The organism is Streptomyces sp. HUAS MG91 (genome assembly GCF_040529335.1).
Taxonomy (GTDB): domain Bacteria; phylum Actinomycetota; class Actinomycetes; order Streptomycetales; family Streptomycetaceae; genus Streptomyces; species Streptomyces tabacisoli.
In genome coordinates, this window is the sequence record NZ_CP159534.1 from 5,555,955 (window position 1) to 5,576,443 (window position 20,489).

The 20,489-nt window shown below is 70.4% G+C and carries 16 protein-coding genes and 2 tRNA genes; 9 read left to right on the plus strand and 9 right to left on the minus strand.

Features of this window, described 5'->3' with window-relative positions:
- Positions 1 to 53: 53 nt before the first annotated feature.
- Entirely contained in the window at positions 54 to 596 is a 543-nt protein-coding gene (locus tag ABII15_RS25480) for a PPA1309 family protein (protein WP_353944616.1), read from the minus strand.
- A 140-nt stretch (positions 597 to 736) separates the two neighbouring features.
- Here ABII15_RS25480 and ABII15_RS25485 point away from each other — a divergent pair, with 140 nt between their 5' ends.
- From ABII15_RS25485 to ABII15_RS25500, 4 genes are all read left to right on the plus strand, one after another.
- On the plus strand, positions 737 to 3,658 hold the full coding sequence (locus ABII15_RS25485) for a UPF0182 family protein (RefSeq protein ID WP_353947193.1): 2,922 nt from the start codon (positions 737 to 739) through the stop codon (positions 3,656 to 3,658).
- Between the two features lie 69 nt (positions 3,659 to 3,727).
- A tRNA-Met gene (locus ABII15_RS25490) sits at positions 3,728 to 3,801 on the plus strand.
- Positions 3,802 to 4,092: 291 nt separating this feature from the next.
- Positions 4,093 to 5,898 carry a tetratricopeptide repeat protein gene (locus ABII15_RS25495; RefSeq protein WP_353944617.1) on the plus strand — a complete coding sequence of 602 codons (1,806 nt, stop codon included), beginning with the start codon at positions 4,093 to 4,095 and terminating at the stop codon, positions 5,896 to 5,898.
- 166 nt (positions 5,899 to 6,064) lie between these two features.
- A tRNA-Met gene (locus ABII15_RS25500) sits at positions 6,065 to 6,138 on the plus strand.
- Positions 6,139 to 6,186: 48 nt separating this feature from the next.
- Here ABII15_RS25500 and ABII15_RS25505 read toward each other — a convergent pair.
- The 4 genes from ABII15_RS25505 to ABII15_RS25520 all read right to left on the minus strand — a co-directional run bounded on the left by ABII15_RS25505 (position 6,187) and on the right by ABII15_RS25520 (position 9,608).
- Entirely contained in the window at positions 6,187 to 7,326 is a 1,140-nt protein-coding gene (locus tag ABII15_RS25505) for an ABC transporter substrate-binding protein (protein ID WP_353944618.1), read from the minus strand.
- A gap of 39 nt (positions 7,327 to 7,365) precedes the next feature.
- Positions 7,366 to 8,235: an ABC transporter permease gene (locus ABII15_RS25510; protein WP_353944619.1), complete on the minus strand. Its 870-nt coding sequence runs from the start codon at positions 8,233 to 8,235 to the stop codon at positions 7,366 to 7,368.
- Entirely contained in the window at positions 8,232 to 8,990 is a 759-nt protein-coding gene (locus ABII15_RS25515) for an ABC transporter ATP-binding protein (protein WP_353944620.1), read from the minus strand. The genes ABII15_RS25510 and ABII15_RS25515 overlap by 4 nt, the downstream gene beginning before the upstream one ends.
- Positions 8,991 to 9,191: 201 nt before the next feature.
- On the minus strand, positions 9,192 to 9,608 hold the full coding sequence (locus ABII15_RS25520) for a Fur family transcriptional regulator (protein WP_353944621.1): 417 nt from the start codon (positions 9,606 to 9,608) through the stop codon (positions 9,192 to 9,194).
- Between the two features lie 136 nt (positions 9,609 to 9,744).
- Between ABII15_RS25520 and katG the strand changes: the two genes are divergently transcribed.
- On the plus strand, positions 9,745 to 11,961 hold the full coding sequence (katG, locus tag ABII15_RS25525) for a catalase/peroxidase HPI (RefSeq protein ID WP_353944622.1): 2,217 nt from the start codon (positions 9,745 to 9,747) through the stop codon (positions 11,959 to 11,961).
- A gap of 57 nt (positions 11,962 to 12,018) precedes the next feature.
- On the opposite strand, the gene ABII15_RS25530 is transcribed toward katG, so the two are convergent.
- Positions 12,019 to 12,420, minus strand: coding sequence for a CBS domain-containing protein (locus ABII15_RS25530; RefSeq protein WP_353944623.1), 402 nt, complete (start codon positions 12,418 to 12,420; stop codon positions 12,019 to 12,021).
- Between the two features lie 170 nt (positions 12,421 to 12,590).
- A complete protein-coding gene (gene hisN / locus ABII15_RS25535) occupies positions 12,591 to 13,388 on the minus strand; it encodes a histidinol-phosphatase (protein WP_353944624.1) in 798 nt (265 codons plus the stop codon).
- A 155-nt stretch (positions 13,389 to 13,543) separates the two neighbouring features.
- Here hisN and ABII15_RS25540 point away from each other — a divergent pair, with 155 nt between their 5' ends.
- The gene (locus ABII15_RS25540) at positions 13,544 to 14,134 is read left to right on the plus strand and encodes a TetR/AcrR family transcriptional regulator (RefSeq protein ID WP_353944625.1); all 591 of its coding nucleotides are present in this window, start codon (positions 13,544 to 13,546) and stop codon (positions 14,132 to 14,134) included.
- Here the strand turns inward: ABII15_RS25540 and ABII15_RS25545 are convergent.
- Entirely contained in the window at positions 14,127 to 15,812 is a 1,686-nt protein-coding gene (locus ABII15_RS25545; RefSeq protein WP_353944626.1) for an ABC transporter family substrate-binding protein, read from the minus strand. The genes ABII15_RS25540 and ABII15_RS25545 overlap by 8 nt on opposite strands.
- A gap of 181 nt (positions 15,813 to 15,993) precedes the next feature.
- Here ABII15_RS25545 and ABII15_RS25550 point away from each other — a divergent pair, with 181 nt between their 5' ends.
- From ABII15_RS25550 to ABII15_RS25560, 3 genes are read left to right on the plus strand one after another with little or no spacing between them, the layout of a single operon-like run.
- Positions 15,994 to 16,977 (plus strand): ABC transporter permease, encoded by a 984-nt coding sequence (locus ABII15_RS25550; RefSeq protein ID WP_353944627.1) that lies wholly within the window; start codon positions 15,994 to 15,996, stop codon positions 16,975 to 16,977.
- A gap of 13 nt (positions 16,978 to 16,990) precedes the next feature.
- Positions 16,991 to 17,896 carry an ABC transporter permease gene (locus tag ABII15_RS25555; protein WP_353944628.1) on the plus strand — a complete coding sequence of 302 codons (906 nt, stop codon included), beginning with the start codon at positions 16,991 to 16,993 and terminating at the stop codon, positions 17,894 to 17,896.
- Complete coding sequence (locus ABII15_RS25560; protein ID WP_353947194.1) at positions 17,889 to 19,907, plus strand: ABC transporter ATP-binding protein; 2,019 nt, start codon at positions 17,889 to 17,891, stop codon at positions 19,905 to 19,907. Before ABII15_RS25555 ends, ABII15_RS25560 begins: the two co-directional genes overlap by 8 nt.
- 187 nt (positions 19,908 to 20,094) lie before the next feature.
- Here the strand turns inward: ABII15_RS25560 and ABII15_RS25565 are convergent, their stop codons facing one another.
- Complete coding sequence (locus ABII15_RS25565) at positions 20,095 to 20,418, minus strand: multidrug efflux SMR transporter (protein WP_353944629.1); 324 nt, start codon at positions 20,416 to 20,418, stop codon at positions 20,095 to 20,097.
- Between the last annotated feature and the right edge of the window lie 71 nt (positions 20,419 to 20,489).

Genomic DNA, 20,489 nt, shown 5'->3' on the forward strand with positions numbered 1-20,489 from the left:
GAGGGGCGCTGCGGGATCTCCCGCAGCGCCCCTCTACGTAGTCGTGGAAAACCTCACTCGGCGAACGTCGCCGCCAGCGCCTCGGCGAGCCCCGGTACCAGGTCCGAGCCCGTGAGGACCTCGGTCGGCGAGTCCTTCTCGCGCAGCCGCAGGGCCGAGTCACGGGTCCCGTCGCGCAGCACCGCGACCGTCATCCGGACCTCCTGGCGGTCCGGGTGCTGGGCGACCCACTGGGTGAGCTTCTTGCCGGTGAGCCCTTCGGGGACGGACGCCTCGGCGGACGGCGGCAGCATCAGGCGCTCCACCGTCAGCGCACAGCCCGCGACGGCGTCGGGCCACGCGATGGTGCCGAGGAACTCGTCCAGCGGCTTGGAGGCGGGGATCTCGTCCTGGAGGATCGGGGTGAAGCCACTGCTCTCGCCCTCGCTCTCCAGGCCGAGCTGGGCGGCGAGGGCCGGTTCCTGGGTGCGCAGGGCGGCGGTGTCGACGAGGGCGAAGAGGCGTGCGGGCTGGTCCCAGCCCATGCCGGAGGCGTACTCGTCGATCTCGAGAACGGCCCGGGTGAGGGGGCTTGCAGCCATGGGGGTGTTGGACATGGTCACAATCCTGCCTCGTTCGTCCCCCGAAGCGGGAACTGAGTAAAGCCTGAGTAAGTTGCATAGGTGAGGGGTCCGCGATCTCGGGGGCCTGACAGATCGATTAGCGAACTATCGAGGTGCGCACCTTGGCTTTCCAGATGCCGGACCGGGGCGGGGGTCCGACGGGACCGCGGATCAGAGTGGGACGCCCCTCCCGGCGTGCCCGGACGCTGCTGCTGACGCTTGGCGTCCTGGCCGTGCTCGGCATGGCCTTCGTCATGTTCTCCGGGTTCTGGACGGACTGGCTCTGGTACCGGTCGGTCAAGTACTCGTCCGTGTTCACGACGACGCTGCAGACGAAGATCGGACTCTTCTTCGTCTTCGGTCTGCTCATGGCGCTCGCCGTGGGTGTGAACATCTGGCTGGCTCACCGGCTGCGCCCGCCGCTGAGCGCGATGTCGACGGAGCAGCAGAGTCTCGACCGCTACCGCATGGGCATCGCGCCCTTCAAGAAGTGGCTGCTGCTCGGGATCACCGCCCTCGTCGGCCTGATCGCGGGCGCCTCGGCCGCGAGCCAGTGGCGCACATGGCTGCAGTACGTGAACGGCGTGCCGTTCCACCAGAAGGACTCGCAGTTCCACCTGGACGTGTCGTTCTACGCGTTCGACCTGCCCTGGTACCGCTTCCTGCTCGGCTTCGGCTTCGCCGCGGCCGTCATCGGCCTGGTCGCTGCCGCGCTGACGCACTACCTGTACGGCGGACTGCGCATCACCAGCCCGGGCGCGCGCGCCACGGCGGCCGCGACGGGACACCTCTCCGTCCTCCTGGGCCTCTTCGTGGCCCTCAAGGCCGTCGCGTACTGGCTCGACCGGTACGGGCTCGCGGTGAAGTCCAGCGACTTCAAGGCGACGGACAACTGGACGGGCCTCAGGTACGTCGACGCGACCGCGTACCTGCCGGCGAAGACGATCCTGTTCTGCATCGCCGTCATCTGCGCCCTGCTGTTCTTCGCGACCCTGTGGCGGCGCACCTGGCAGCTGCCGGTCATCGGCTTCGGCCTGATGGTGCTCTCGGCGATCCTGATCGGCGGCCTGTACCCGGCCATCGTGCAGAAGTTCCAGGTGCAGCCGAACGAGCAGTCCAAGGAAGCGCCGTACATCAAGAAGAACATCGACGCCACGCGCAAGGCGTACGGCATCGACAAGGCGACGGTCGGCGCCTACAACGGCGAGGGGTCCGACAAGGACACCAAGAAGCAGCGCGCCGAGGCCGACTCGGCGGCCAGCTACCGCCTGAACGACCCGAACATCGTGTCGCCGACCTTCCAGCAGCTGGAGCAGCAGCGGAAGTACTACCAGTTCCCGACGACTCTCGACGTGGACCGCTACAACGGCCAGGACACCGTCGTGGGCCTGCGCGAGCTGAACCTCGGCAAGCTGGACAAGCGCAACTGGATCAACGACCACTTCGTCTACACGCACGGCTACGGAGCCGTGACGGCGAAGGGCACCTCCACCTCGCAGGGCGCCCCGCAGTTCACCGAGTCGGGCCTGCCGACCAGCGGTGACCTCGGGGACTACAACCAGCGGATCTACTACGGCGAGAAGACGACGCAGTACTCGATCGTCGGCGGGCCGCAGAAGGAGCTGGACTACGAGCAGGAAGACGGCACGCAGAAGACCACGAGCTACAAGGGCCACAGCGGCGTCAACCTGTCGAACCCGATCAACCGCGCCGCGTACGCGGTGGCCTTCAGCGAACCGCAGATCCTGTACTCCGGCGCCATCGGTGACGGCTCGCGGATCCTGTACAACCGCACGCCCAAGGAGCGCGTCGAGGCCGTCGCGCCCTGGCTGACCATCGACGGCGACGCGTACCCGACCGTCGTGAACGGCAAGATCAAGTGGATCGTCGACGCCTACACGACGTCGAACGGCTACCCCTACGCGTCCCGCACGACGCTCGGCGACACCACGGCCGACTCGCTCAACCAGGGCGACAGCCAGCGCTCCGTGGTGGCGCAGCAGAACCAGGTCAACTACATCCGCAACTCGGTGAAGGCGACCGTCGACGCGTACACGGGCGAGGTCAAGCTCTACGCGTGGGACGAGAGCGACCCGGTCCTGAAGACCTGGGAGAAGGCGTTCCCCGGCACGGTGCAGCCCAAGAGCGACATCCCGGCCGACCTGAAGGAGCACCTGCGCTACCCGCAGGACATGTTCAAGGTCCAGCGGGAGCTGCTGAGCCTGTACCACGTGACGGACTCGGACCAGTTCTACAACGCGTCCGACGCCTGGCAGGTGCCGAACGACCCGACCAAGAAGGACAACAGCGCGGTCCCGCCGTACTACCTGTCCATGAAGATGCCGGGTCAGAACAGCCAGCAGTTCTCTCTGACGACGACGTTCACCCCCAGTGGAAGGCCGAACCTCAGAGCCTTCATGGCGGTGGACGCCGACGCGACCAGTAGGGACTACGGCGCCATAAGGCTGCTGAGAGTCACCGAGGACAAGGTCCAGGGACCGGAGCAGGTACAGAACAAGCTCAATTCCTGGGACCCGGTGGCGAACTGGGTGCGCGACATGAAGGGCGCCGACTCGACGGTCCTGTACGGCAATCTGCTGACAGTGCCACTCGACAGCGGCTTCCTCTACGTCGAGCCGATCTACGCACAGGGGCGGAACTCCGAGTACCCGCTGATGCGCAAGGTCGCCGTCTCCTACGGAGACAAGATGGGCTTCGCCAACTCGCTCTCGGACGCGCTGAACGACGCCTTCGAGGTGGACGGCGGCTCGTCGACCGAACCGGAGAAACCGGGCGGTGGGGACACGACCACCCCGACGGACTCCACGGTCAAGGAAGCCCTCGCGGACGCCGAGAAGGCCTTCGAGGCCGGTCAGAAGGCTCTGAAGGACGGCGACTGGGCCGCGTACGGCACGGCACAGGACGATCTGCAGAGCGCCCTGGAGCGTGCCGACAAGGCCCAGACGGAGGCCGAGAAGAAAGCCGGCAAGAACGGCGACGGCAAGTCCGGCGGCAGCGACAAGAGCGGTTCCGACGGCAAGAGCAGTGGCGGCTGAGAAGCAGAGGGGCAGGTCGGAGGCTGAGTGAGCACCACCCCGCGCCGTGGTACGGTTGCAACACAACGGCGCGGGGTGGAGCAGCTCGGTAGCTCGCTGGGCTCATAACCCAGAGGTCGCAGGTTCAAATCCTGTCCCCGCTACTGATGATCGAAGGCTCGGAAGCTAAGGCTTCCGGGCCTTCGGTGCGTCAGGGCACCGGGTGTCATGAGTCACTGGCATGTGCGGTGCGATCCCGGTGACTCGGTACACGTGCTCAGTCCGTATCAGAGATGTACCAGGTGCGTCCCAGGTACGTGCGAAGAATGCTTCACCCGGGGAGACTTGGGGAATCTGTGTTTCACTTATCTCTCTGTGGGCATGTCGACAAAACGCTGAAGTGACCTCACTGGCTGCGGTATTCACGATGTACCCAGGTTGCAGGTGGTGCGACGATGGACGTTATGGGGGACAAGGCAACTCTGTTGGAGACAGGGCGGTTTGTGCAGCCGACAGATCGGGACGAACCCGGTGAAGCTGCCGAAGAAGCACGCCAGCGGCTGGCCGCGGAGGCCGGCGACGTCGAGGCGATGAGCGTCCTCGGCGCCATGCTGCTGCGCCGCGGTGATCTCGACGGGGCCGAGCCTCTGCTGCGCAACGCCACGAGCGTGGGCGACCGGGCCGCCGCCAACAATCTGGGTGTCCTGCTGCACCAGCGGGGCTACGCCGACGAAGCCGCGGGATGGTGGCGCATCGCCGCCGTCGCCGGCTCCGCCGCCGCAGCCCACGCCCTGGGCAGGCACCACCGCGAGCGCGGCGACGAGCCCGCCGCCGAGTACTGGCTGCGCCAGTCCGCCGAGCAGGGGCACACGCTCGGCGCGTACGCCCTCGCCGACCTCCTGGAGCACCGCAGCGACGTCGGCGCCGAGCGCTGGATGCGGGTCGCCGCCGAGCGGGGGCATCGGGAGGCCGCGTACCGCCTCGCCCGCGCGCTCGACCGCAAGGGCGGCACCGACGTGCTGGTGGCGGGGGACAGCAGGAACCCCGCAGAGGAAGCCGAGCAGTGGTACCGCCAGGCCGCCGCGCGCGGGCACCGCAGGGGCGCGCTGCACCTCGGCGCGATCCTGGAGAAGCGCGGCGAGCTGAAGGAGGCCGGCCGCTGGTACCTGACGTCCGCCAAGGACGGCGAGCCGCGCGCCGCGTGCGCCCTCGCCTTCCTGCTGCGCGACGCGGGCGACGAGGAGAGCGCCGCCGTGTGGTGGCTGCGCGCCGCCCAGGACGGCGACGGCAACGCCGCGAACGCGCTGGGCGCGCTGCACGCCGGACGCGGCGAGACCCAGACCGCCGAGCGCTGGTACCGGGCCGCCATGGACGCGGGCGACAACAACGGCGCGTACAACCTCGGCCTGCTGTGCGCCGAGCAGAAGCGCACCGCGCAGGCCGAGGACTGGTACCGGCGCGCCGCCTACGCCGGGCACCGCGAGGCGGCCAACGCGCTCGCCGTGCTGCTCCTGCAGAACGGGGACGCGGTCGGGGCCGAGCCCTGGTTCTCCAAGGCCGCCGAGGCGGGCAGCGTCGACGCCGCCTTCAACCTGGGCATCCTCTACGCGGGTCGCGAGGAGGAGGAGTCGGCTCTCAAGGCGGTCCAGTGGTACGAGCGGGCCGCGGCCGGCGGGCACACCGAGGCCGCGCTCCAGGCGGGCATCGCGCGACTGCGCGACGGCGACGAGCAGGGCGCCGAGCGGCATCTGCGGTGCGCGGCGGGCGGGGGCAGCCCCGAGGCCGCGTACCGGCTCGCCTCGCTGCTCGACCTGCGGACGCCGCCCGCACCCCGGCACGAGCTGGGGGAGCCGGTCACGGAGAAGACCGAGTGCGAGGAGTGGTACGAGCGGGCCGCCGAGCACGGGCACCGGCGCGCGCAGGTGCGGGTCGGGATGCTGGCCGCCGCGCGCGGGGACGTCGTCGAGGCCGCACGGTGGTACCGGGAGGCCGCGGAGGCCGGATCGCGCAACGGGGCGTTCAATCTCGGGCTGCTGCTCGCGCGGGAGGGCAGTGAGCCGGAGGCGGCGCTGTGGTGGACCCGGGCGGCTGATGCGGGGCACGGGCGGGCGGCGTTGCGGCTGGCTCTGCTGTGTGCGCGGCGCGGGGAGCTGGCTGCCGGGCAGAAGTGGGCGTCCCGGGCTGTGGAGCTGGGGCCCGCCGAGGTCGCCGAGCGGGCCGGGCGGCTTCGGGACGCCTTGCGGCAGGAGCTGTCCGCGTAGGGCTGAGACGGGGTCGGGGCCCGATGAGCGCTTGCCCCGCGCCGGGGTGCCGCCCCGCCCACCCTGCCGCCCCGGGCGGCGAGCAGGCGGGGATTGCCCCAGGCGGGGGGCTCGGTGGAAGGGATTTGCGCTGGTCGGGGGTGGCGCGTAAGGTTGTGTTCACCGACGCGGGGTGGAGCAGCTCGGTAGCTCGCTGGGCTCATAACCCAGAGGTCGCAGGTTCAAATCCTGTCCCCGCTACTGAAAGTCCGAAGCCCGGAATCATCAAGGTTCCGGGCTTCGGCGTGTTCACGGCTTGTGGCCCACCGCCTCCTCGTACAGCTTCCTGTCCACCGTCCTCGACTCCGGCAGCGGATCGCCCTTCGAGACCCCGGCCGCCGCGTACGCCTTCTGCAGCCGGTCCGTCGTGCCGGCGCGGATCTCCCAGTCCATGCGGAGCGAGGGCGTCGACTCCAGGACCTTCTTGTCGGTCTTCAGGAGCGTGGCCAGCTCCGTGACGAAGGCCGGGTCCTTCTTGTAGTCGCCCGCGAAGTACGTGTTCACCGTGCGGATGTACGCGCGCAGGAACGCCACGCCCGCGTCCGGGTCCTCGGAGAGCAGGTTCGGGCCGAACAGCAGGCCGCCCAGCGGCTCGCCCAGGGGCTGGCCGCCGAGGAACGCGTAGCGCTTGTCTCCGTCGACCTTGCGCCAGACCGGGTCGAGCAGCCAGGCGGAGTCGACGCCGCCGTTCTGCAGTGCGGTCAGCACGTCCGCCGAGCCGAGCTGCTGGAACTGGATCTTGTCGAGGCCGCCGCCGTGCTTCTTCAGCGCCGTGTTCATCGGGTACGAGATGACCGAGCCCTTGCCGATCATCGTGCCCATCTTCCGGCCCGCCATCGGGACGTGGGACGCGCTCTCGCCGTTCTTCAGGCGGACCCACAGGCCGCTCTTCGACTTCGGGTCGGGGGAGAAGTTGCCCGCGACCCACTTGATGTCGAAGCCGCCCAGGATGCCGTTCATGACGGCCGCCTCGGGGGCCGCCCACTGCGCGTCGATGTCGCCCTTCGCCAGCAGGGGGAGTGCGTCGGGGGTGGGCAGGACCTTGAGCGTGACGTCCAGGCCCTCCTTCTTGAACTCGCCCTTCTCGACGGCCATTTCGAGCGGCGCCACGTACTCGGCGCTGAGGGTGCCGGTCGCGACGGTCAGCTTGCGGGGCTTCGCGAGTTTCACGGGTGCGGGGGCGCCGGACGCGCAGCGCGCGGGCTCGCGGTCGGTCGCCAGGTCGGACGGGTCGGTCCAGCTGCCCCTGCCGCAACCGTCGACCGCCTTGATCGTGCGGGGCGCGGCCGCGGATCCGGACGAGCCGGTGTCGTTCCCGCCGCAGGCCGCGGTGGTGAGGAGCAGGGCGCCGGTCGCGAGCAGGGCCGTACCCAGGTGTCTGGTGCGCATGGAACCTCCGTACGAGTACACGGAAAGCCGAGGGAGAGGTCAGGACTGGCCGCGGCCGCGGTCGCGCGGCGCCCAAGGGGTGAGGAACCGGCCGGCCAGGCGGACCAGTTCGGAGAAGACGACGCCGAGCACGGCGACGCAGACGATGCCGACGAACATCACGTCGTTCTGGAAGAGGGCCCGCGCGTCGAAGATGAGATGGCCGAGGCCGTTCGTCGCCGCGATCTGCTCCGAGGCCACGATCACGAGGACCGCCACGCCCGCCGCGATCCGGGCGCCCACCAGGACCGCGGGCAGCGAGGCGGGCAGCAGGACGTGGCGGAACATCTGCCACGGGGAGGCGCCGAAGACCTGTCCCGCATCTCGGTGCCCGGCGGGAACCGAGACCACCGCCGCCATCGTTGAGATCCATACGAAGAAGAAAACGGTCGCCGCGACGAGTGCGATCTGAGGGCCTTCGCCGAGGCCGAACATGTTGAGGAAGACGGGGAGGAGAGCGAGCTTGGGTACGACGTACAGAGCGTCGAGCAAAGGCTCGAGCGCCGCTCGGATCAGGGAGATCGAGCCCATGAGCAGACCCAGCAGATAGCCCGTCACCGTACCGATCGCATAGCCCGCGAGGACCCGCTTGAGAGTGGCCCACACATCCGGCCACAGATCACCGTCGGCGGCTCTGTCCCAGCCGTCGGCGAGGATCGTGGACGGGGCCGGGTAGACGCGGTCGTCGATCCAGGACCGGTCGGCCGCCAGCTGCCACAGCAGCACCAGGAGCAGCGGGACGGCGACGGCGAGGGCGAGTTCCAGGGTGCGGCGCCTGCGGCGGGTGCGGTCGGGGTGGAGTTCCTGGGGGCCGGGGGCGCGGACCAGGAGGTCCTCGCCGGGGGCCTCGGCGGGCGTGGTCGTCGTCATGCCGGGATCGCCTCCTGGTGCACCTCGCCGCGCAGCAGGTCCCACAGCTCGCCCTTGAGGGAGGTGAACTCGGGGGTGTCGCGGATGTCCCCGGTGCGCGGCCGCGGGAACGGCGGGCGGCGCTCGGCGATCACCCGCCCCGGGCGGGCCGACATCACCAGGACGCGGTCGCCGAGGACGATCGCCTCCTCCAGGCTGTGCGTGATGAACAGGGTCGTGGTGTGCGTCGACTGGGTCAGGGCGAGCAGTTCGTCCTGGAGGATCGTGCGGAGCTGGGCGTCGAGCGCGGCGAAGGGCTCGTCCATGAGCAGGATCTCGGGCTCCACCGCCAGGGCCCGGGCGATCGCGACGCGCTGGCGCATGCCGCCGGAGAGCGCGGCGGGGTAGGCGTCGGCGAAGTCGGCGAGGCCCATGCGGGTGAGCCAGTCGCGGGCCCGGGCGTTCGCCTCCCGGCGCGGGACCTTCTGGACGTCCAGGCCGAAGCGGACGTTGGCCAGCACCGTCTTCCAGTCGTAGATGCCGTAGTCCTGGAAGATCATGGCGGCCGGGCGGGGGCTGCCGGTGCGGATCTCCAGGGTGCCGGTGGAGGGGCGGGTCAGGCCCGCCGCGATGCGCAGGAGGGTGGACTTGCCGCAGCCCGACGGGCCCACCACGCAGACGAACTCGCCGGGGGCGACGGTGAGGTCCAGGGGGCCGAGGGCGTGGGTGGGGCCGAAGGTGCGGGTGAGGTCGTGGGCTTGCAGCTTGGGGTGCATGGGCCCTCCGGGGTGCGGGGGTTTGGTGGGCGCCCGCGAGAATATGACGGGGTGTCAGATTCTGGAAGAGGGGAGGATGGTGGGGGTTCGTTGCCGGGTGTCGCGCCGTGGGGGTTCTCGCGCAGTTCCCCGCGCCCCTGGTGGGGCACAAAAGAAGCGGCCCGCACCGGGAAGGTGCGGGCCGCTTCGGGAAAGCTCGGGCTACGGGGCGCTGCAGGCCGGGCACAGGCCGCGGTAGGTGACCTCCACGTCGGAGATCGTGAAGCCGAAGCGCTCCGAGTCGGGCAGGCTCATCAGTGGATTGCCCGTCGGGTGGACGTCCCGGATCTGGCCGCACTGCGCGCAGACGAGGTGCTGGTGCGGGCGGTGCGCGTTCGGGTCGTAGCGCTTGGCCCGCTTGTCGGTGGCGACCTCGATGACCTCGCCCAGCGACACCATCTCGCCCAGGGTGTTGTAGACGGTGGCCCGGGAGATCTCGGGCAGCTTCGCGACAGCGCGGGCGTGGACCTCGTCGGCCGTCAGATGGACGTGGTCGCCGTCGAGGACCTCTGCCACGACACGGCGCTGGGCGGTCATCCGCCAGCCGCGTCCGCGCAGTCGTTCCAACAGGTCACTCATGAAATCCAGCCTAACAGCCAGGGGAGCGGATCCCGAACGGGTGTGACTTTGGAGCTTTGCTTGACTTAGACATTGTCCATTGTAGGATCGCAAACGGCTCAGGCCAAGCGACAGGACGACTCCGGAAGGGCCCCCAATGTCCGAGAATCACGAAGCAATCGTCACTGACCCGAAGTCGGAGGGGGAGGGTGGTTGCCCGGTCGCGCACGGGCGTGCGGCGCACCCGACCCAGGGCGGCGGAAACCGCCAGTGGTGGCCGGAGCGGCTCAACCTGAAGATCCTCGCGAAGAACCCCGCGGTCGCGAACCCGATGGGTGAGGACTTCGACTACCGCGAGGCGTTCGGCGCGCTGGACCTCGCCGCGGTCAAGCAGGACATCGCCGAGGTGCTCACCACCTCGCAGGACTGGTGGCCGGCCGACTTCGGCAACTACGGCCCGCTGATGATCCGGATGGCCTGGCACTCGGCCGGCACGTACCGCATCAGCGACGGCCGCGGCGGCGCCGGCGCCGGTCAGCAGCGCTTCGCGCCGCTCAACAGCTGGCCGGACAACGCCTCGCTCGACAAGGCGCGCCGTCTGCTGTGGCCGGTGAAGAAGAAGTACGGCAAGAACATCTCGTGGGCCGACCTCCTGATCCTCACGGGCAATGTCGCGCTGGAGACCATGGGCTTCGAGACCTTCGGGTTCGCCGGTGGCCGCGCGGACGTCTGGGAGGCCGAGGAGGACGTCTACTGGGGTCCCGAGACCGAGTGGCTCGGCGACAAGCGCTACACGGGCGACCGCGAGCTGGAGAACCCGCTCGGCGCCGTCCAGATGGGCCTCATCTACGTCAACCCCGAGGGCCCCAACGGCAACCCGGACCCGGTCGCCGCGGCCCGCGACATCCGTGAGACCTTCCGCCGCATGGCGATGAACGACGAGGAGACCGTCGCCCTCATCGCCGGTGGCCACACCTTCGGCAAGACCCACGGCGCGGGCCCGGCCGACAAGGTCGAGGCCGACCCGGAGGCCGCCCCCATGGAGCAGCTGGGCCTCGGCTGGAAGTCCAGCCACGGCACCGGTGTCGGCAAGGACGCGATCACGTCCGGCCTCGAGGTCACCTGGACCAGCACGCCGACCCAGTGGGGCAACGGCTTCTTCAAGAACCTCTTCGAGTACGAGTACGAGCTCACGAAGAGCCCGGCCGGTGCCAACCAGTGGATCGCCAAGGACGCCGAGGAGATCATCCCCGACGCCTTCGACTCCGCGAAGAAGCACAAGCCGACCATGCTCACCACCGACCTGTCGCTGCGCTTCGACCCGGTCTACGAGCAGATCTCGCGCCGCTTCTACGAGAACCCCGACCAGTTCGCGGACGCCTTCGCCCGCGCCTGGTACAAGCTGACGCACCGCGACATGGGCCCGGTCGTGCGCTACCTCGGCCCCGAGGTGCCCAGCGAGGAGCTGCTGTGGCAGGACCCGCTGCCCGCGCGTGAGGGCGAGCTGATCGACGCCGCCGACGTGGCCGCTCTCAAGGAGCAGATCCTCGGCACCGACCTGACCGTCTCCCAGCTGGTCTCCGCCGCCTGGGCCGCCGCCTCCTCCTTCCGCGGCAGCGACAAGCGCGGTGGCGCGAACGGCGCCCGGATCCGCCTGGAGCCGCAGCGCGGCTGGGAGGTCAACAACCCGGACGAGCTCGCCACGGTGCTGCGCACCCTGGAGGGCGTCCAGGAGTCCTTCAACGCCAAGGGCGCCAAGAAGGTCTCCCTCGCCGACCTGATCGTGCTCGCGGGCACCGCGGCCGTCGAGCAGGCGGCCAAGGACGGCGGCGTCCCGGTCGAGGTCGCGTTCTCGCCGGGCCGTGTCGACGCCTCGCAGGAGCAGACGGACGTCGAGTCGTTCGCCGCGCTGGAGCCGGCCGCCGACGGCTTCCGCAACTACGTGGGCAAGGGCAACCGCCTCCCCGCCGAGTTCCTGCTGATCGACAAGGGCAACCTGCTCGACCTGAGCGCGCCCGAGCTGACCGTCCTCGTCGGCGGCCTGCGCGTCCTCGGCGCCAACGCGGGCGGTTCGAAGCACGGTGTCCTCACCGAGCGTCCGGGCACGCTGACGAACGACTTCTTCGTCAACCTGCTCGACATGGACTACAGCTGGAAGTCCACGTCGTCCGCGCAGGACGAGTTCGAGGGCCGCGACGCCTCCGGCGCCGTGAAGTGGACCGGCACCCGTGCCGACCTCGTCTTCGGCTCCAACTCCGAGCTGCGGGCGGTCGCCGAGGTCTACGCGAGCGACGACGCCAAGGAGAAGTTCGTCCAGGACTTCGCCGCGGCGTGGACCAAGGTCATGGACCTGGACCGGTTCGACCTGCGCTGAGCATGAGGAGGAGGGCCGGTTCCCCTGGGCGGGGAGCCGGCCCTCTTTCGCGTCTCCTCAGACGGTGAGCGGGGGTCCGTGCCGCCGGGCCGGGACCCAGCAGCGGATGATGTCGCGCACCGACACGATGCCGACCGGCTCCCGGCCGTCGAGCACGATCAGGTGCCGGAAGCCGCCGTGGGTCATCGCCTGCGCGGCGTCCTCCAGGGTCCAGGCGGGAGCGGCGAAGACGACGTCCGTGGTGGTGTGGGTGTCGGCGGTCTCGATGTCCGGGTTCTGGTTGCGGCCGAGGGAGTTGAGGACGTCGCGCTCGGTCAGGATGCCGATGCCGGAGCCGTCCGGGTCGAGGACCACGGCGGCGCCGACGCGGCGGCTGGACATCAGCCGGGCCGCCTGGCGCAGGGTGTGGGTCGGTCCGATGGTGAGGACCATCGTGCTCATGGCGTCGCGGACGAGCATGGATGGAGCCACCTTCCTGTGTGAGGTACCTGTCGACCGCTCAACGCTGCGCGTGAAGCGGTTCACAAGTTCACAAGTGGGGGGACTCTCAGAGTTACAGGTAAAGGGAGTGCCAACAAGAGGGCGCGTGAGGTGAGTTCGGGGGCGCCCGCCGCGCGGAGGGGGTCCGGTCAGCGGGGGTCGAGGTGGCGCAGCATCTCGTCGTGCAGCAGGCCGTTCGACGCCGCCGCGTTGCCGCTGTGCGGGCCCGGGGTGCCGTCGAGCCCGGTGAAGGAGCCTCCGGCCTCGGTCACCACGATCGCGTTCGCCGCCATGTCCCACAGGGAGAGCTCGGGCTCCGCGCAGATGTCGACCGAGCCCTCGGCGACCATCATGTACGGCCAGAAGTCGCCGTAGCCGCGCGTGCGCCAGACCTTCCGGGTCAGGTCCATGAACCCGTCGAGGCGGCCCTGCTCCTCCCAGCCGCTCAGCGAGGAGTAGGCGAAGGAGGCGTCCGACATGCGGCTCACCTGGGAGACGTGCAGCCGGCTTGCGGAGGTCAGGCTGCGGCCGGTGTACGCGCCCGCGCCCTTCGCCGCCCACCAGCGCCGGCCGAGCGCGGGGGCCGACACCACGCCGACCACCGGCTGGAAGCCGCCCTCGCCCGCCTCCATGAGGGAGATCAGCGTGGCCCAGACCGGCACCCCGCGGACATAGTTCTTCGTGCCGTCGATCGGGTCGATCACCCAGCGGCGCGGGCCGGTGCCCTCGACGCCGTACTCCTCGCCGAGGATCGCGTCGCGCGGCCTGGCCCGCTGGAGGTTGCCACGGATCAGCTCCTCGGCGGCCTTGTCGGCCTCGCTCACCGGCGTCATGTCGGGCTTCGTCTCGACCTTCAGGTCGAGGGCCTTGAAGCGGGCCATGGTCGCGGCGTCGGCGGTGTCGGCGAGGACATGGGCGAGGCGCAGATCATCGTGGTAATCGGGCATGACTGCACAGTAGCGACCGTGATCGGTTCCGGGCCACAGGGCCCGTGTCCGTAACCGGTGCCCTGGGCGGTGTGCGGGCTATTGACAGTGCGGACAAGCCCGTCAACTCTGGCGAAACGAGCCGTACGCACACACGGCTGTCCCGGGAGGCGACGATGCCCGCAGCACGCGAATCCCTGTTGGACGCGGCCTATACGGCGCTCGCCCGGCGGCCCTGGGGCGGCGTGCGGATGGTGGACGTGGCGGCGGTCGCCGGGGTGTCCCGGCAGACGCTCTACAACGAGTTCGGCAGCAAGGAAGGGCTCGCGCGGGCCCTCGTGCGGCGGGAGGCCGACGCCTATCTCGCGGGCGTCGACCGGGCCCTGAAGGAGGGCGGGCTCGACCTGGTCGCCGAGTGGACGGTGACCGCGGCGCGGCGCAATCCGCTGGTGCGGGCGGCGCTCACCGGGTGCTGGAGCGAGCGGCTGCCCTCGCCGACGCTGACCGCGGTCCCGTCCTCCTCCGCCGTGCCGGCGCAGCGCCGCGCGGACGGGCCGCTGCCCGCCCCCGCCGACTTCGTCGCCGCCGTGCGCGACCGGTCGCTGGCGGCGCTCGGGGTGCCGAGTGCGCCCAAGACCGAGTCCGAGGCCTTGGCCCGCGACTGCGAGCTGGCGGTGCGTCTGGCGCTGTCGTGCGTGCTGGCGCCGGTGGAGGAGGGCGGGGTGGGGCGGCTGGTGCGCGAGGCGCTCCGGGCGCGGACTACTTGAGCCAGCCGATCTTCGTGTAGTCGCTGCTCGCGAGGCCGCTGGCGCCGTAGTTGGCCAGGCCCGAGCGGACGGCGAGGATCTGCGGGCGCTGGTACAGCTCGATGGAGTGGCCGAGCTTCCACAGCTCCTGGTCGGCCTCGTTGTAGAGCTTGTTCGCCTCTGCGGTGTCGGTGGTCCGCTGCGCCTTCTTCAGCAGGTCGTCGACCTTCGGGGAGCCGACGGAACCGTAGTTCTGCAGCAGGTTCTTGCCCTGCGGCTGGAGGAACGTGGGCACGATGGTCGACTTGAACACGGCGTCCACGTTGCGGAAGCTCGTGAGGTCGAAGTTGCCGGTGTTCACGAACTTCGGGAAGAAGTCGTTCGCCGGGACCTTCTTCAGGGTGACCTTGACGCCGACCGCCGCCAGCTGCTGCTGCACCAGCTCCGCCTGGTCGAACTGGGCCGAGGTGCTGCCCGCGCTCAGCGTGTACTCCAGGGCGAGCTGCTTGCCGCCCTTGGTCCGCGGCTTCCCCTCACCGGCCGACTTCCACCCGGCCGCGTCGAGGAGCTTGCCCGCCTTGTCCGGGTCGTACTTCCCGTACTCGCCGGAGTTGTTCCGGTACCCCTCCTGGTTGGGCATGAAGAAGTGGTTGTCGAGCGGCTCCAGCTCGAAGGAGAGGTCCTTGCTGAAGGCGGCGTTGATGCCCTTGCGGTCGATCGCGTTGCCGAGCGCCTGGCGCACCCGGACGTCCTTCAGCGGGCCGTGCGCGCCGTTCAGGGCGATGTGCACCTCGTCCCAGCGGGCGCCGCGCCGGATGTCCGTGCCCGACGCCTTCACCAGGCGCTTGTAGTCCTCCGGCAGCAGCGCGGTGGCGAAGTCGATCTCCTTGTTCAGGTACGCCTCGGTCGTCGCCGTGAAGTCGATGACGCGGTAGACGACCGAGTCCAGCTTCGGCTTCGGGCCCCACCAGGCGGGGTCGGGCTCGATCGTGACGGTCTGCGCCGTCTTGTCGTACGACTTGATCCTGAAGGCGTTGCCGGAGACCGGGATCTTCTCCTGCCAGGCCGAGTTGAACTTCTTCGGCGTGCTCGTGTACGCCGCCGGGTACAGCGGGTCGAACAGCCGCTGCCAGTCCGCGTACGGCTGGTCGAAGGTGATCCGGACACCGTGCGCGTCCTTGCCCCGCTCGACCTTGGATATCTGGTCGTAGCCGGAGGTGTCGGCCACCTCGTACGCCTTGTTCGCGCCGCTCTGCGCCTTCCACTGGGAGGCGAAGTCCTTCCAGCTCAGCGGCGTCCCGTCGGTCCACTTCGCCTTCGGGTTCAGCTCGTACTCGACGACCTGCGGGGCGGTCGAGACGACCTTCGCCGAGGTCAGGTAGTTCGGGTTGGCGCGGACGGCGCCCTTCGCGTCGGAGTCGAAGAGGTCGGGCAGGACCGCGCCGACGATCTCCTGGGTGTCGCCCTGGGCGCCGTCGGGGGTGTTGACGTTGTACTGGACGGGCCACTGCGTGATGTACGTCCTCAGCGTCCCGCCCTGCTTCAGATCGCTCACCGGGTGGGCGTTGATGTCCTGCCCGTCGGCCGCCGGGGCGGCCTGCTTCTTCACCGGCTTGCCGTCGTCGGAGGACCCGCAGCCCGCCAGCACCAGGCTGGCCGACACGGCGGCGGCGAGGGCGGTGACGGTGGATCTGCGCATGGGGGTTCCTCCGGGTAGGGCGCGGCCAGGGGTGCGGCCACGATCGGCGCGACCGTAAGCCTGCCGACGGCGCCCGTGGAAGGGCTCCCGGAAGATGACATGCGCTCTTCATAACGCAGCAACAAATCGCGATCATGCTGGAGCGGTAAGCCGATGACCTGCACAAACGGAGGCAGAACAGGTGTGGGGCTATCTGGGCAAGCGGATCGGCTACTACGCCGTCCTGCTCGCCGTCGCCATCGGTCTGTCCTACCTGCTCGCCTCGCTGGCCCTGGACCCGCGCGCGTACTACGAGGGCCGCCAGCCCCCGCTGTCCACGGCCTCCGTCGAACACCACCTGACCGCGATCGGCGTCAACGACCACAAGCCGCTCCTCGACCGCTTCCTGACCTGGGCCGGACACGCCGTCCGCGGCGATCTGGGCCGGACCATCGACGGCTCGTCGGTCAGCGCCGAGTTCGGGCGGCGGATCGGGGTCAGCCTGCGCCTGCTGCTCCTCGGCACGGTCGCGGGCACCGTGCTCGGCGTGCTGGCCGGGGCATGGACGGCGGTGCGCCAGTACCGGCCCTCCGACCGGGCGCTCACGATCACCTCCTTCGCGCTGCTGTCGACCCCCGTGTTCCTGCTGGCCGTGCTGCTCAAGATCGGCGCGATCTGGTTCAACCAGCGCACGGGCACGGACGTCATCCAGTTCACCGGCGAGAAGAGCCCGGGCGTCGACTCCGGCTTCTGGGCGGTGCTGAAGGACCGCTCGGTGCACCTGCTGCTGCCGACGGTCTCCATCGCGCTCGGCGCCATCGCCTCCTACAGCCGCTACCAGCGCTCCGCGATGCTCGACGTGCTCGGCGCCGACTATCTGCGCACCGCGCGCGCGAAGGGCCTCACCCGCCGCACCGTGCTGCTGCGGCACGGCCTGCGCACCGCCCTCATCCCCATGTCCACCTTCTTCAGCTACGGATTCCTCGCCCTGTTCACCGGCGCCACCTTCACCGAGACGATCTTCGGCTGGCACGGCATGGGCGAGTGGTTCGTCGCCTCCATCGGCAAGAACGACGTCAACTCCGTCGTCGCCGTCAACGTCTTCGCCGCCGTCGTCGTGCTCCTGTCCGGCTTCCTCGCCGACGTGCTGCACGCCGCCCTCGACCCGCGCGTGCGCCGCGCCTGAGTGATCGACTGCCATGACAGCCCTCCCTGTTGAGAGCGCGCCGCTCGCCCGCCCCCGCGGCCGGGCCGCCGTCGTCGCGCGCCGCTTCCTGCGCAACCGCGGCGCCCTCGCCGGCGCCTGCGTCCTGCTCCTGCTCGTCGCCCTCGCCGTCCTCGGCCCGCACCTGACCTCATGGACGTACAGCACCGTCGACTACACGGCGCTGCGCGAGGGGCCCTCGGCCGACCACTGGTGGGGCACCAACCGCATCGGGCAGGACGTCTTCGCGCAGACCGTGCGCGGACTCCAGAAGTCCCTCGTCATCGGCGTCCTCGTGGCCCTGTTCGCGACCGGCCTCGCCGCGCTGGTCGGGGCGTGCGCGGGCTACTTCGGCGGCTGGTCCGACCGGGCCCTGATGTTCGTCGTCGACCTGCTGCTGGTCTTCCCGTCCTTCCTCATCATCGCGATCGTCTCGCCGCGCCTGCGCGGCGCGGGATGGTTCGCGTTCGTGGGGCTGCTCGCGGTGTTCGGCTGGATGATCACGGCGCGGGTCGTGCGGTCCATGACCGTCTCCCTCAAGGAACGCGAATTCGTGCGCGCCGCCCGGTACATGGGCGTGGGCCCCTTCACCGTGATCGTCCGCCATGTGCTGCCGAACATCGCCTCGTTCCTCATCATCGACGCGACCATCGCGGTCGGCGGCGCGGTCATGAGCGAGACGGCCCTGTCCTACTTCGGGTTCGGCGTCCAGCCGCCGGACGTCTCCCTCGGCACGCTGATCGCGTCGACCACCGGCGCCGCGATCACCTACCCCTGGATGTTCTTCTTCCCGGCGGGCCTGCTGATCGTCTTAGTCCTCGCGGTGAATCTGGTGGGCGACGGGCTGCGCGACGCGCTCGATCCGTCCGCCTCGGGAAAGGGCGCACGCCGTGCTGCTTGAAGTGACCGATCTGCACGTCGACTTCGACGGCAAGGCCGCGGTGCGCGGTGTCGACCTGAGTCTGGAACGCGGCGAGGTCCTGGGCCTCGTGGGCGAGTCGGGCTCGGGCAAGTCGGCCACGGCGCTGGCCCTGCTCGGCCTGCTGCCGGGGAACGCGACCGTACGGGGATCAGTGCGGCTCGACGGACAGGAGCTGGTCGGCGCCGGTGACCGGGAGCTGTCCCGGGTGCGCGGCGCCCGGATCGGCATGGTCTTCCAGGACCCGCTCTCCGCGTTCACGCCCGTGTACCGGATCGGCGACCAGATCGCCGAGGCGGTCCGCGCCCACCGGGACGTCTCCCGCGAGGCGGCGCGCGAGCGGGCCGTCGCCCTCCTGGAACTGGTCGGCATCCCGCGCGCCCGGGAACGGGCCGACGCCTACCCGCACGAGTTCTCCGGCGGCATGCGGCAGCGCGCGATGATCGCGATGGCCATGGCGAACGACCCCGACGTCATCGTCGCCGACGAACCCACCACGGCCCTGGACGTCACCATCCAGGCGCAGATCCTGGACGTGCTGCGCACGGCCCAGCGCGCGACGGGCGCCGCCCTCGTCCTGGTCAGCCACGACCTCGGGGTGATCGCCGGGACCGCCGACCGGGTGGCCGTGATGTACGCGGGCCGGGTGGTGGAGACCGGGCCCGTGGACGACGTGTTCGGGGCGCCCGCGATGCCGTACACGCTGGGACTGCTGGGCGCGGTGCCGCGGATCGACGGGGCGGCGGACACGCTGGTGCCGGTGCCCGGCGTCGCGCCCGGCGCCGGAGCGGAGGTGGTCGGATGCGCGTTCGCATCGCGCTGCCCGCTCGCGCAGGAGCGCTGCCGGGAGGACCGGCCCGGGCTCCTGGCCGTGGGGGAGCGGCACACGGCGGCCTGTGTACGGTCGGCGGAACTGGCCGGGGCCGCGCCGCGGGACGTGTTCCCGGTGCCGGACGTGCCGGCCGCCGCGACGCCGGTGAAGGGGGACGGGGAGCCCGTGCTGAAGGTGCGCGGGCTGACCAGGACGTTCCCCGTGTTCAAGGGGACCGCCTTCAAGCGGCGCGTGGGCACCGTCCACGCCGTCGACGGCGTCGACCTCGACATCGCGCGCGGCCAGACCCTCGCCGTGGTCGGGGAGTCCGGTTCGGGCAAGTCGACGACCCTGTTCGAGCTGATGGAGCTGCGACGGCCCGAGGCCGGCTCCGTCGAACTCTTCGGGCAGCCGGTCGGCGCGCTCGGCAAGGAAGAGCTGCGCGCCCTGCGGCGGCGCGTGCAGATCGTCTTCCAGGACCCCATGGCCTCCCTCGACCCGCGCATGCCGGTCGGCGACATCGTCACCGAGCCGCTGCGCGCGCAGGGGATGAAACGCGCCGAGGCCGCGCGGCGCGGGCCACGGCTGCTGGAGCTGGTGGGGCTCGATCCGGCGCACACCGAGCGGTATCCGCACGAGTTCTCCGGCGGGCAGCGGCAGCGGATCGGGATCGCCCGGGCGCTGTCGGTGGAGCCGGAGCTGCTGGTGCTGGACGAGCCGGTCTCCGCGCTGGACGTGTCCGTGCAGGCGGGCGTGCTCAATCTGCTGCGCCGGCTGAAGGGGGAGCTGGGGCTGGCCTATCTCTTCGTCTCCCACGACCTGTCCGTCGTACGGCACATCGCGGACCGGGTGAGCGTGGTGTACCAGGGGCGGACCGTGGAGTCCGGGGCCGTCGAGGACGTCTTCGAGCGGCCCGCGCATCCGTACACGCGGGCGCTGCTGTCGGCGGTGCCGGTGCCGGATCCGCGGCGGGAGCGGGTGCGGCAGCGGGAGCGGATCCTGCTGGCCGGGGATCCGCCGTCTTCCGCTGTGCGGTGGGAGGGGTGTGTGTTCCGGGGGCGGTGCCCCGTGTACGCCGGGTTGGGGGACGGGGACCGGGGGCGCTGCGAACGGGTCGCTCCGCCCGGGGTGGGGGAGTCGGGGGCGGCGTGCCACTTTCCGCGGGTGGCGGAGAGCGTTTGAGGGGCGCGTTGTCGGGCGCGGGCCGCGTCGTGGCTGGTCGCGCAGTTCCCCGCGCCCCTGAGGCATGCGCTCCGCGCAGCCTCCCCTCGAGGCGAGCGCGCCTGAGATGGCGCACGCAGTGCGCATCTCAGGGGCGCGGGGAACTGCGCGACCAGCCCCCACCGGTCGTCGGTCGGGTGGCGGGGGGTCAGTGGCCGGAGCCCGAGAGTTGGAGGCCGATCACTCCTGCGATGACCAGGCTGATCGAGACGATCTTGAGGGTGGAGACCACGTCGCCCAGGAAGATCATGCCGTAGATCGCGGTGCCGGCGGCCCCGATCCCCGTCCAGACCGCGTACGCGGGCCCCACGTCCAGCTTCTTCAGGGACAGCGTCAGCAGACCGAAGCTGCTGAGCGCGAAACAGGCGAACGCGATCGTCGGCCACAGGCGGGTGAAGCCGTGCGAGAGTTTCAGACAGACCGCGAACCCGGTCTCCAGAATCCCGGCGACGATGACCAGCAGCCACGCCATGTGAATGTGCCTCCCGCGTTCCCACTGATCGTCCGGCTTGGTGCGATTATGCCTTTACCTGGTCGCGGGGG